Here is a 13621-nt window from a genome sequence, read left to right on the forward strand (position 1 = left end):
AATAATTTACACCTACCGTATAATGGTTTGTAGTGGATATGTAAATATAAATAACAAGTTCTTTCCATATTCATAATAAGTTAATAGCCAGCAATATACACACCTTACAGTTCTGCGAAGACTTTGCAGATTTCTTATATTGGTATGCAGACACAAGAGGTAGCGATAAAGCCTCATTTAAAAATTGTGATGAAATCTGATACAGAGGTACTTGATGAAGTAATGGTTGTAGCTTTTGGTACAGCTAAAAAATCCGCATTTACAGGTTCAGCGTCTGTAGTAAATACGGAGGAACTATCCAAACGTATCACAACAAATGTATCTGACGCTTTAGTTGGTTCGGTTGCAGGTTTACAGATCCGGGGTGGTTCAGGAGCACCAGGTTCGAATGATGGAAAAATTAATATCCGTGGCATTGCATCTATGTATGCTAGTACAGATCCTTTGATTATCGTTGACGGTGCCCCTTATACAGCTAATTTGTCTAATATTCCACAAAGTGATATAGAATCTATCTCTGTTTTGAAAGATGCTGCATCCGCTGCTCTTTATGGTGCTCGTGGTGCCGCTGGTGTAATTATTATCACTACTAAAAAGGGAAAGACACAAGATGCTGTGATCAATGTAGATATGAAATGGGGTGTAAACACACGTGCAGTACAGGAATACGATGTAATCAAAGATCCCGGAGAATATTATGAGGCATATTATTCACAATTATATAATTATTCATTCTATGGTCAAGGAATGAGTGCGTCGGCAGCAAATACATACGCTAACCAAAAAATGCTTGCTGATTTAAAATATAATGTATATACCATACCTGAAGGAGAGATGTTGATTGGGACAAATGGAAAACTAAACCCAAATGCAATTTTGGGACGTAAATATACCCACAATGGTATTGAATATTATATGCAGCCTGATGATTGGCAAGATTTGGCTTATAAAAGCGCTTTACGTCAAGAATATAATATAAGTGCAAATGGTGGAACTGACCGTGCATCTTATTATGCCAGTGTTGGTTATCTAAATGAAGATGGTATTATTGAAAATTCTAGTTATGATCGTGTCAGTGCACGTATCAAGGCAGATTATCAAGCAAAGAAGTGGTTAAAGTTAAGTGCTAACGTGGGATATATACATTCTAACCAGGAATCTAACCCAAACATGAGTGATCAAGCAAATAACTCAAACCCGATGTATTATACTGATTATATTGCTCCCATTTATCCTGCATTTGTCCGTGTAGTAGATGAAGCAGGTAATATAGTAATCAAAAAAGACCAATATGGACATGAAACTTACGACTTTGGTAATGGAGATTATGGAGGAGTAACCCGTCCTTTTTTAGCTCCAGGTAATCCGCTAGGGGCAAATCGATATAATCAAATTAAAACTATCGGTGATCAATTAAATGGAACTTTTATGGCCGATATTAATATTACCGATTTTTTGAAGGCCAATGTGACAAGTACAGTTATTTTAGGACAAAGTAATTATTCTAACTACCAAAATCCATTTACTGTTCCCAAAGCAGGTGTAAACGGTGAGATTAGAAAAGAATCTACTAACGGATTTAGAACTAATAATGTACAGTCTTTGACGTATTTTCAAGATTTTGGTGAACATAGTGTAAACGTAATGTTGGGACATGAGTATTATAAGGCTACTACCAAATTCCTCTCTGCTACAGCGCAAGGTGGTTTTTCTCCGGAAGTTCCGGAAATCAACGCTTTTTCCAAAAAAGCGGATGCTCAATCCTACACCACAGTATATAATGTAGAAGGCTATTTCGGTAATGCTCAATACAATTATGCAGAAAAATATTTTGCATCAGCCTCTTATCGTCGTGACGCTTCTTCCTATTTTGCAAAAGAACATCGTTGGGGTAATTTCTGGTCAGTTGGTGCTGCTTGGATTATTTCCAAAGAAAGCTTCATGTCAAATTATTCATCATGGATGGATATGTTGAAAATAAAAGTCTCTATTGGACAACAAGGTAATGACAATATTGGTAACTGGGCATATACGGATTTATATAGTTTATCTCCTGTGGATGATGCGACTATGTCTCCAACTTTCTATCGTATTGGTAATCCTGACATTACTTGGGAAACAACAACAAATATCAACCTCGGTGTTGAATTCAGTTTTTGGAAAGGACGTTTGACTGGTAATGTGGATTTCTACACCAAAAAGACTACCGATTTACTATTTTGGTTATCCGTTCCAGAATCAGCCGGATCTCGTGGTTATTATGGCAACTTGGGAGACATCCGTAATATGGGTGTGGAACTGTTGTTGACAGGTTCAATTATTCGTACCAGAGATATTGACTGGAGTATATCGGCAAACTTGTCACATAATCAAGCCAAAATACTCAGCTTACCGGAATCAAAAATCGCCGGTAATGGTGGTTTTGCAGAAACGAACAGTACAGACGTTGCACAGAACTGGTATGAGGTAGGAGGACCACTCTACAATGCTTTCTGCGTGGAATATGCAGGTGTAAATGAAAAAGGTGAAGCTACTTACTGGGTAGATGAAAATTTGAAAGGTGTTACCAGTAGACCTGGTAAAGAACATTCTTATACTACCACCGATCCTAACGAAGCCACTAAATATGCACAAGGTTCTATTCTGCCCAAGTTGTTTGGCGGATTCAGTACTTCATTACGTTTGTATGACTTTGACTTATCCGCATCGTTTGATTACCAATTGGGCGGTAAGATTGCCGATAATCATTATGCATCATTAATGGGTCCTAATGAAAGTGGTGCCAGTGCCGGTTCCAATATCCATAAAGACTACCTGAAAGCTTGGAGTCCTAACAATACATCCAGTGATATCCCACGTTGGCAATATGGAGATAGATATAGTGTATTTGGCAATTCAGATCGTTTCTTGACTAATGCCAGTTACTTGAATTTCCAATCCTTCACAGTAGGTTATACAGTTCCGAAAAAGCTTCTTAAGAATATAGCCAAAATACGTCTTTATGCTGCGGGCGAAAATCTTTGTTTCTGGTCGGCACGTAAGGGTTTCGATCCTCGTTTTTCATATGAAGGAAATAAAGATATATCCGCTTATTCTCCCGTACGTAATATTTCGGGAGGTATTCAATTAACATTCTAAACTAAAAGAGAGACTTATATATGAAAAAAATATTGATTTCATTTTTAACCGTTGCTTTCGGGCTTTCCGTAGTGACAAGTTGTATTGAAGAGGTTAATCCGCAATCGTCAACTGTTACAAAGGATCAGGCTGCCAACGCCCCTGGTTCCTATAATAATTTTGTGAGTGGTCTTACTTCCTCATTGGTAGGTAAATTTAAATTTGGCAGCGATAAACCTTTCGACTTCGGTTATCCTACGTTCTATCAGATGCGTGATGTTATGGGACAGGATGTTGTTCCGAGTTGGGATGGTCACTGGTATCAAACTTGGTATACCAGTGGTACAGCACTTGGTCCTCAATACTTATATTGCCAAGTTCCTTGGACTTATTATTATGGCTGGATAAAGAATTGTAATACAGTTCTTTCTCTTGCTGGTACCGAGCCCGATGCGGATAAAGCTACAGGTGCAGGAATTGCCTATGCTATGCGTGCAATGTTCTATATGGATTTAGCACGTATGTTTGCCCAAAATACTTATGCACTTGATAAGAATGCCGAAACTGTGCCTATCGTAACTGAGAGTACCGCTCTTTCAGATTTGGCTAATAATCCTCGTGCCACTAATGAGAAAATGTGGGGATTTATCCTGTCTGATCTTGATAATGCAGAAAAATATTTGGCAGATTATGAACGACCAGATAAATATACACCAGATCTTTCAGTAGTATATGGCTTAAAAGCTCGTGCTTATCAAGTGATGGAAGATTGGGTGAATGCGGAGAAATATGCAAAACTTGCACAAAAAGGATATACCCTTATGAATGAAGAAGATTATACCAGTCGTGAAACAGGTTTCAATACTCCTAATTCCTCATGGATGTTTGGATTAACATACAAAGCAAATGACGATAATATATTGTTGAATGACGGAGACAGTTCTTGGGGATCTTTCATGTGTCTTGAAGTAAATGGCTCAGAGTGTGGTTATGCCTCCAGTTATGGAAGTAAGCTCCTTATTGACCGTCATCTATATGAGACTATTCCTGCCGGTGATTTTCGTAAAAAGTGTTTTGTAGACTTTAAGATAGATGAATTGGGATCAAAAGCAGAACAGGTAGAGGCTTTGAAAGCTTATTCCGACTATCCGGAATGGGTTTATAATTCCGGTCATAAGGAAGGAACAGTGGTAGGTGGTCTTTCATTGAAATTCCGAGCCGCAGGAGGTTCAGAAGGACATTATAATCAGTATAAAGGTTTTCTTGTCGCTGTTCCTATAATGCGTGTTGAAGAGATGTATCTGATTGAGGCTGAGGCTGCCGGTATGCAGAATGAAGCTAACGGTATTGCTCTTTTGACTCAATTTGCCAAGACACGTGATGCATCCTATGAATATGGTAAACACAATGAAGCATACGGTAATCAATCTACTTCTGCTTTCCAAAACGAAATATGGTGGCAACGTCGTATAGAATTTTGGGGAGAAGGATTGGCTACTTTTGACATTAAACGTCTCAATAAAGGAATTATTCGCAGTTATCCTAATACTAACCATTTGGAAACACGCCGTTGGAATACCACGGAGCCTCCCGTATGGATGGACTTTTGTATCGTTCAGAGTGAGACTAACTATAACTTGGCATGTACAAACAATCCTACACCTATACCTCCTACATCGGATTCAGAGGAGATTACTTCCTGGTAATTGGATTAATAATTTAAAAATAAGAATATGAAAAAATATATTTACAGTTTGTTTATGGTACTTTTCACTACCACAACCATGATCTCATGTATAGAAGATGAAGGAACGGAGGTGGGGAACGACCCCAATCCAGTGATTACCCTCTATCAATATAATGCCGGTAAACCTAACAATCCTGACAATGATGTAATGCTTCGTTTTGCCACTAACAATAAAGTGTCTGAGGTCTATTATTTAGCAGAAAAAACGGAAGATAAAGATGCTTATATAAAAAACAACGGTGAAGACGCTTATCTAAACTACGTAGTAGAAAAAGGTACAAAACTTACAGATGTCTCAGGTACATCTAATGTTGATATCGTGATAACAGGTCTTTATGGAGAGTATACCATTACCGCTGTAGCAATTGGTGGAAATATGAAAGCGTCAGCAAAAACGGTTTTTACAGGACTTGATTGGACAGATGTTGTTAGCGGTACATACTATTATGCCGATTCATGGGTAGATGGTACTACTTCCGATAAAATAAGCGGTATGTCATCTAATCCAACTGTTTTACAAGTTTGTACTACTAATCCTACATTGTATCGCTTTAAAGACGTATTTGGTACAGGGGCTCACATGAAAATAAACTTGATAGATTATCAGGGTAAAGATGGAGGTGGAGAATACCAGTTCTTTAGAGTACCTCCAACGGAAACATCTTTTACTTTTGGACAGTATGGAACAGTTAGTGTTCGTGATATTGGTTATTGGCAAGGTAAGGATGATTTTGTAACAGCTGGAGGTTATGAAAGTGGTATGTATGAAAATTATAATTGTTTTATTTTTATTCAATATTATGTATCAGCGGGTAGCATTGGATATGGTTATGATGCATTTATTGCAGATTAATTAAAATATTCAGAGTGAAACTCATATAAGAAAAGGAGGTTGTGCCAAAAATGTTTTAACACAACCTCCTTTTTGATGTTCATCCCATATAACTGCATACTTTTATTTACAAACATCAAGACCACTCGAAATCTTTGAAACGAAATTCAATAAAGATGTAGAAATTGTAAAATTACTTATAGTAATAACCATTTCCAGATGGGATAAATATTGATTTTATGCCCTTCCACTTCTAGCTCACCATTCTCATCTTCTGTAAGAATTGTACCTTCCTTCAAATGGTAGGTTTGTAAAGCGGATAACAATCCGTTAATTTCCCGTTGTTTTGTTTGCGGGTCAGTCAGTGAACGTGTAACTTGAAATGCATGTGTAATATTGATACCTTGACGTACTATGAAATCACACTCTATACCATTGTCATGATAGTATATTTCCTGATTTTTACGTTTTAATTGTATATAAACAATATTTTCTAACAATTGACCGATATTATCGGTAGCGTTAAACCCTACTTTACCAATTATGGCATTATCAACAAAATATATTTTTTTAGGAGCGAGCATCTGTTTTTTTACAGACCAGTCGAACTTCATTGTCTGAAAAATTAAATATGTACTTTCAATATACTCAAGATAGTTCTTAACCGTTTCCGGATGCTTGATTCCAATCGTTTTAGCCAATGAATTGTAAGAAAATCGTTTAGCTGCATTACTCGCTAGAAAATAAACCAATTCAAGTAATTCTCTTTCACCATTCAGTTTATTACGGGTCACAACGTCTTTATAGATAATATTCTCATAAAGTGTAGAAAGATAAGATGTATTGGGATCCTGTATATAACGTGGAAATCCTCCAAGCCGTAAATATTCATCAAAACTCTTTTTTAACAGGCTTTTTCCTGCTGTTGTATAGAAATCTTTCTGTTCCGGATAGTTCCCTTTCATTTTCAGGAACTCTCCAAAAGAAAAGGGATAGAGTTCTATGGAACAATGGCGTCCGGTTAAATGTGTGCCAAGTTCTCTACTTAACATATTGGCATTGGAACCGGTAACAAATACTTTACAGCCATTATCGTATAAACGACGAACAAACCTTTCCCATCCCGGGATGTTTTGTATCTCGTCAAAATAAAAAGTTTTTTGTTCGCCGAACAATTCAATAAAAACTTCGTATAAAGATTGGAAGTCTTCAACTTTAAAATTGACAAGCCGATCGTCATCAAAGTTAAAATAATAATCCTGTTCCTTATGGCTATGGCGAATTTGTTGCAACAATACAGATTTTCCACATCTTCTTATCCCTGAGATAACCAATATTTCCGGTAATTTCAACAGATTATTATCAATATCTCTTTCTACCATATGAGAATATGAACGTTGTTGCTGATCAAAGATGATATGTTTCAGTAGGTCTTTCATATTTTTTATTATTTTCTATACTACAAAGATAACTCCTTTTCATTATTAACGAATACTTTTAACGGAAAGTTTTCATTGGCAATGAATAGAAAGTTCCAATCCTATCTGTTGTTAGTGAAAAAGGATATCGTTATCAGGATTAATTTTATACATTATATAAATCGTATTTATCTTTTATCATTCCTTTTTTTGAATAGAGTAATCTTATAATATCCGGTAAATTTTAGATATAAAAAATAGTAACCAATAATATATGGTATATTTTAGATATATACAATTACTTTAATTTACAAAATAAATATTTGCAAATCAAAGATATACTTGCTTTAATAGTACTTTTATAGTAGCTCAAGATTTAAAAGTATATTGGATATAGGTATTTCTGAATGTGGTTTTGATATAAAGAATAAGTTCTGTAAGAAGCATAATTTACTGTTTATTAGCAAATTATGCTTCTTACAGTTCTGCGAAGACTTTGCAGATTTCTTATATTGGTATGCAGACACAAGAGGTAGCGATAAAGCCTCATGTGAAAGTAGTTATGAAGCCCGATTCTAAGTTATTGGATGAAGTAGTGGTTACTGCTGTAGGTATTCAACGTGCAGAACGTTCTTTAGGGTATTCGGTATCAAAAGTAGATGCAGATGAAACTATTCAAAAGGCTGAACCAGATTTGATTCGCTCTTTAGATGGTAAGATACCGGGAGTTGTTATCAACTCACCTTCAGGTGCAGCGGGTTCTGCAACACGCATGACAATTCGTGGTAATTCATCCTTCCTAGGAAATAATCAACCACTTTATGTAGTAGACGGTGTACCATATAGCAATACAGAAGTAGCTTCATCTAACCAAGCAACTGAAGCTGGTGGTGCTTATGGTAGTGGCATTTCCACTCTTGATCCGAATGACATTGAATCAATGAATGTATTAAAAGGAGCAGCAGCTGCTGCATTATATGGCTCACGTGCAGCTAATGGTGTAGTTCTTATTACTACAAAAAGTGGATCAAAAGGTGGGAAAAAAGCAGGTAAAGGGACTGAAATTACATTAAATGCTTCGTATACGATAGAGCAGATAGCTGGGCTACCGGATTATCAAAATAAATTTGGTACAGGTGATAATTTTATAGCTCAAGGAGTAAATGGCTCTTGGGGAGCTTCTTTTGATGATGTTACGGAAGTTCCTTTAAGCATGTATTCTGCCAATATTTATGGTAATGCTTATCCTAACTTACCTAAAATGATTCCTTATAAAGCTTATAAAAATAATGTGAAAGATTTATTTGAATTAGGAGGTATCTATGATTTGTCTTTAAACATTAACCGTTATACCGAAAGTGGAAATTTCACAGCTACTCTTTCACGCATGAATCAAGACAGCTATATACCTTATGCTGATTTTGGGCGTTATTCCATTAGTGTTGGTGGAAACCAGACTTTAGCCAATGGAGTACGAGTTGGTGGAAATGTATCTTACTCTAGAACACAGCAAAACGGCCCGATGTTCGGTAATAACCAGTCAAATAATATTGGTGCATCTTCCTTTGCCCGCGCTTTAATTCTCGGACGTAACTGGGATATGTCTCTTCCTTATGAGACTCCTGATCACAAATCATTATTTTTCGTAGGTGACCAAGCAGACAATCCACTATGGTCATGGAAATATAATAAGATAAAAACTACAATGGATAGAGCTGTGGCCAACTTTAACATAGGCTATGATCTTACAAAGTGGCTTTCTGTTGACTACCGTATTGGTATCAACGATTTCAAGATGGATCGTAAAGAGGTCTTGAATATTGGTTCAAGAGCTGTGGGAGGTAAAGGACGTATCCGCGTAGAATCGTACGATACGCAAGAAATCGAGTCTACTTTATTATTCCGTTTTGATGTACCTATTCATAAAGATTGGGGACTGAAAGCCACTATCGGGCATAATGTAAATCAATTCACTTCTAATAATACACAGACAACCGGTCTCAACATTATGTCACCGGGAGTCTATAATATTGATAATACCGAATCTCAGACTTCTGAAGAATACTATGTAAGAACTCGCCTATGGGCATTGTTCGGAGAAGCAACTTTGGATTATAAGAACTTCGCTTTTTTAAGTGTTACGGGGCGTAATGACTTTTCTTCTACATTACCCAAAAACAATCGTAGTTTCTTTTATCCTTCTATTGCCGGTTCATTTGTATTTACTGATGCGTTCCATATTAACGAGGATATCATCAAATTCGGAAAAGTTCGTTTGAGTTGGGCTAAAGTAGGTAATGATGCAGGCGCCTATTACAAAAATGGAACGTTCTCTTTAGGACAACCCTATAATGGTCAACCTATCTTGTCATTACCAAGTTCAATGTTTGATCCGGAATTGAAACCGGAGTTTACTTCTGAAGTTGAATTCGGAGCTGAACTACAATTTCTAAAAAGTAGAGTTAACGTAGACTTCACTTGGTATAATCGTAATTCTACCAATCAAATTGCCCCTTTGAGTCTTCCCTATTCTACCGGATATGGTAGTTACTATACAAACTTTGGTAAAATGAATAATCATGGTATTGAAGTTGGCTTAAATCTGATTCCTGTTTTAACTAGAGACTTTAAATGGGATATGTATTTCACTTATACACAGAATGACAGTGAAGTGAAAGAATTAGCAGAAGGTGTAGAACGCGTGTCTCTAAATACAGGCTTTGCAACTCCAGGAGCTGTGCTGGAAGTTGGACAACCCTATGGAATGTTGGTAGGAGATGTCTTTGCCCGTGACGAAGATGGAAACCTTTTGGTTGATCCGAACTCCGGATTTTATTTAGTAGCCGACGAACAAGGATATTTAGGTAATCCGGCACCTGATTGTAAATTAAGTTTAAGCAATACTTTTACCTACAAAGGTGTCACCTTGTCTTTCTTAGTAGATGCTCAAATTGGTGGCTGTGTATGGACATCTTACATAACTGATTTATTGGGACGTGGTGTTACAAGAGATACAGAAAATCGTTATGGTTCCCGTATCATGCCTGGTTACTTAGCCGATCCGTCAACAAAGAAACCACTATTGGACGGTAATGGGAATAAGATTCCTAATAATGTTCAACTACGTGAAAATGATTTATGGTTTACAGGTAGTTCTACAGTTTCTTCTTTCGCAATCAACGGTGTCGATGAAGCGGCTGTATATGATGCAACTACTTTCCGCCTACGCGAATTAAGTCTCGGCTATGAAATTCCCAAGTCTTGGCTGGCAAAAACATTTATTGGTTCTGCAAGTGTATCTTTCGTGGCACGTAATTTATGGTTCTGGGCACCGAATGTTCCGAAACACACTAATTATGACCCTACTGCCAGCAGTTATGGTGGAGGTAACGTGCAGGGTATTGATTATACATCTGCACCAAACACCAGACGTTATGGATTTAATCTTAAACTTACATTCTAAAAACCGGACGTATGAAAATAAAAAAAATTATATTTATATTGACATCAGCATTATTGGTTAGCACTAGTTGTTCTGATTATCTAGATATCAATGATGATCCGAACAAGCCAACTACGGCTGAACTTAGTAAAGTATTAACTGGAGCAGAATATGATATAGCAATGTCTTTTGCTGCTGGTAATTATATCGGTTCTTCATTGCCTTCTTATGTTTTTCATCTGACTTCCAGAGAAGTGGACAACTTTGGCATTACAGCTTCTACAGCATCTAATGGTAATTCATGGCTACAGGCTTATACATATGGTCTTAAAAACACTGATGCAGTAATTACTGCTGCTGAAGAAGGAAATAATTTGATATATGCAGGTATCGGTAAATTATTAAAGGCTTATGCATTTGCAAATATCGTCGATTTATGGGGAGATGTACCATATAGCGAATTTAATATTGAAGGGAATTATGCTCCTATTGCTGATAAAAGTTCTGAGATTTACAATTCACTATTCACTTTGATTGACGAAGCTATTGGTAACTTGAAAAATGAGGAAGCTGCTAATTTGTTAAAACCAGCAGCTGATGATTTGATTTACAATGGAGATAAAGACAAATGGATCAGAATGGGTAATACGTTGAAATTGAAACTACTTGTTCAGTGCCGTAAAGCAAAAGGGGAGATTACCGGTTGGAATGAAAAACTGGCAGCACTACTTACAGAGAATAACTTTATGAAAAGTGGTGAAGATTTCGAGTTTAAACATACCCAAAAGGACAACCCTGATGAACGACACCCAGCATATGTAGATGAATACCTCGGTGGTCAGAGTACCTATTATATAAGTCCATGGATTTATGAAATAATGTCCGGTATTAATTTGAATGTGAAAGATAATCCCTTCACAGGTATTGTTGATCCACGTATTCCCTACTATTGGGTAAATCAAATAAAAGCAGATGGAGAAGCACAGAATACGACTGATTATCGTAGTGGAGCATTTGTTTCAATATTCTTTGCATCAAACTCTTCTTCTTCCGGAAACGACCAACGTTCTACTTCCTCTTTTATTGGTATCTATCCTTGTGGTGGTAAATATGATAATGGGCAAGGAGGTAAATGCGACAAAAATGTCGGTACAGGTGTTGCTCCAGAAAAGATGTTACAAGCCTATTCGGTTCCTTTCTTATTGGCAGAACTTTATTTGACAGGTGAAACAAATGGAGATGCAAAAGTAGCGTTGGAGAATGGTATTAAATACTCTATCAAACATGTCAACTCTGTATCTCAAAATGCAGCAGCAGAAGGGAGTAATGTACCTTCTATTTCAGATGATGCTGTAACGGCATTTGTGGGTAAAATATTAGCAAAATATGATGCCGCTATTAATAATGAAGAGAAACTTCGCATTGTAATGACACAGAAGTGGATTGCCAATTTCTTTAATCCTGTAGAAGCATATAATGATATTCGTCGTACGGGATATCCTACTTTATTGAGTTCGGGTACTGATTATGCCCAGTCCCCTTATAAAAATAGTAAAACACCTGAATTAGGTCCCATAGATATTCCATTGAAAGGAATTAATGCATATCCCAGAGCAATGTGGTATCCAACAAGTGAAGTTACCCGTAACCCCAATATTACAAATAATGGTAGAAATTTAAGTAGCCCGATCGTATTTTGGGATAAATAATTTGTTAAACTATGAAATTAAATAGAAATATGAAATATGTACAATTATTCATAGCAACTGTCCTTATGGCATTGCTGACTGTTAGCTGTGATCAAGATCTTCCTTATCCGTTAGATGACGTGAAGAACGGTGTTGTTATTGATATTGCTCGGATCGAAGGAACAGACGGTATCCTTTCTGCCGGAAAGGTTGATGGAAATTATAAAGTTAAATTAACAATCCCAGCACAGCAAGGGGACTACTCCATGTTAGACTATGCACAATTATTATGTGTATTCACTGATGCGTCAGGCAAAACAACTTCAAAAGTTGTAATGGATAATATCAAAGAGTTTCCTAAAGAAATTACAATTGATTTTGCCGATGTTTATAAAAAATTGGGACTATCTGCGCCATCCTTAAATGAAACAGTATATTTTACAACTAATGCTGTGATGAAAGATGGTTATGTAGTATATGGTTGGAATGAATATTCCGGTTTTAACAACAAGGCTTTTACAGGATGGGAAGTAGATGGAAGACCCTATTCATATAATGTAAGATATGCAGTTGCCTGCCCATTAGTGTTAGATGATTTCACGGGAAATTTGGTAGTAACTGATAATACTGTATTCTATGAGGGTGCCAGTTATCCGGTTCAAGGAGTAAAGATATCTGATACAGAATTGGAAATTGTTAATTTCTTTGAGGATTCTAAGATACGAATAACTATTGATCCGACAGTTCATACGGTTACTGTCGCCAAACAAATATTGTATCCGACCTTTGGATCTTATACAAATTTCTATGTAGTAGGTTCGGGTACTATTGATGCATGTAATGGTATTATAAATTTTTCTGGAACGGTAGGTGTAGACCAAGGTACTTATGATAGTAATGCAAACTGGATTATTAAAAACTAAAAGTTAAAAATAATAGTTTGTCGATACGAAGAGGCTATCTCAAGGTTATTTTGAGTTTAGCCTCTTCTCTGTTTACACAGTTCCTTCATTATTTAATCATATTTTTACTACTTCTCAAAAGGCTTATCATATACACTATATTCACCTAATTACTCGTTTCTTATTTGTCTTTGATGAAGACAATGTTCGCTAAAACTTGTTTATTCAAACGACGTGATGAAATGAGAAGTACATTATCTCCGTTTGTGATAAATAGATTTATTTTTGTCATAACTTAATTTTTATACAAAAAATTATAATCTTGTCATAATACAGTATTAATAAAACTTTTATCCCATTCATATATTCTCAACCTTGAAATAGTCGCAATTGAGCTATCACACAATATTTACAATTTCCCTCTTACGTAATTTTGCACACTTAACTATCCATTTTCACTAATCATCTTTTTTCA

7 protein-coding genes are annotated in these 13621 nt (G+C 36.3%); 6 read left to right on the forward strand and 1 reads right to left on the reverse strand.

What is annotated here, in order from left to right; genetic code table 11:
• Positions 1 to 123 precede the first annotated feature (123 nt).
• From C1A09_RS15945 to C1A09_RS15955, 3 genes are read left to right on the forward strand one after another with little or no spacing between them, the layout of a single operon-like run.
• Positions 124 to 3138 (forward strand): SusC/RagA family TonB-linked outer membrane protein, encoded by a 3015-nt coding sequence (locus tag C1A09_RS15945; RefSeq protein ID WP_255419780.1) that lies wholly within the window; start codon positions 124 to 126, stop codon positions 3136 to 3138.
• Positions 3139 to 3158: 20 nt separating this feature from the next.
• Positions 3159 to 4823 (forward strand): RagB/SusD family nutrient uptake outer membrane protein, encoded by a 1665-nt coding sequence (locus tag C1A09_RS15950; protein WP_101546153.1) that lies wholly within the window; start codon positions 3159 to 3161, stop codon positions 4821 to 4823.
• A gap of 27 nt (positions 4824 to 4850) precedes the next feature.
• Positions 4851 to 5717 (forward strand): hypothetical protein, encoded by an 867-nt coding sequence (locus C1A09_RS15955; RefSeq protein WP_101546155.1) that lies wholly within the window; start codon positions 4851 to 4853, stop codon positions 5715 to 5717.
• Positions 5718 to 5893: 176 nt separating this feature from the next.
• On the opposite strand, the gene C1A09_RS15960 is transcribed toward C1A09_RS15955, so the two are convergent.
• Complete coding sequence (locus C1A09_RS15960; protein ID WP_101546157.1) at positions 5894 to 7135, reverse strand: ATP-binding protein; 1242 nt, start codon at positions 7133 to 7135, stop codon at positions 5894 to 5896.
• Positions 7136 to 7610: 475 nt separating this feature from the next.
• On the opposite strand from C1A09_RS15960, the gene C1A09_RS15965 reads away from it, so the two are divergent.
• The 3 genes from C1A09_RS15965 to C1A09_RS15975 are packed head-to-tail and all read left to right on the forward strand — an operon-like array spanning position 7611 to position 13167.
• Positions 7611 to 10577, forward strand: a complete 2967-nt coding sequence (locus tag C1A09_RS15965; protein WP_281258254.1) for a SusC/RagA family TonB-linked outer membrane protein — start codon at positions 7611 to 7613, stop codon at positions 10575 to 10577.
• Positions 10578 to 10588: 11 nt separating this feature from the next.
• Positions 10589 to 12265, forward strand: a complete 1677-nt coding sequence (locus C1A09_RS15970) for a SusD/RagB family nutrient-binding outer membrane lipoprotein (RefSeq protein ID WP_101546159.1) — start codon at positions 10589 to 10591, stop codon at positions 12263 to 12265.
• Between the two features lie 11 nt (positions 12266 to 12276).
• On the forward strand, positions 12277 to 13167 hold the full coding sequence (locus C1A09_RS15975; protein WP_101546161.1) for a hypothetical protein: 891 nt from the start codon (positions 12277 to 12279) through the stop codon (positions 13165 to 13167).
• The last annotated feature ends 454 nt before the right edge of the window (positions 13168 to 13621 follow it).

The sequence above is a fragment of the Bacteroides cutis genome, assembly GCF_900241005.1.
GTDB classification, from domain to species: Bacteria; Bacteroidota; Bacteroidia; order Bacteroidales; family Bacteroidaceae; genus Bacteroides; species Bacteroides cutis.

Coding starts and splice junctions, on each gene's coding strand:
- C1A09_RS15950 (WP_101546153.1), top strand. CDS start 3,159: ATGAAAAAAATATTGATTTCATTTTTAACCGTTGCTTTCGGGCTTTCC.
- C1A09_RS15955 (WP_101546155.1), top strand. CDS start 4,851: ATGAAAAAATATATTTACAGTTTGTTTATGGTACTTTTCACTACCACA.
- C1A09_RS15960 (WP_101546157.1), bottom strand. CDS start 7,135: ATGAAAGACCTACTGAAACATATCATCTTTGATCAGCAACAACGTTCA.
- C1A09_RS15970 (WP_101546159.1), top strand. CDS start 10,589: ATGAAAATAAAAAAAATTATATTTATATTGACATCAGCATTATTGGTT.
- C1A09_RS15975 (WP_101546161.1), top strand. CDS start 12,277: ATGAAATTAAATAGAAATATGAAATATGTACAATTATTCATAGCAACT.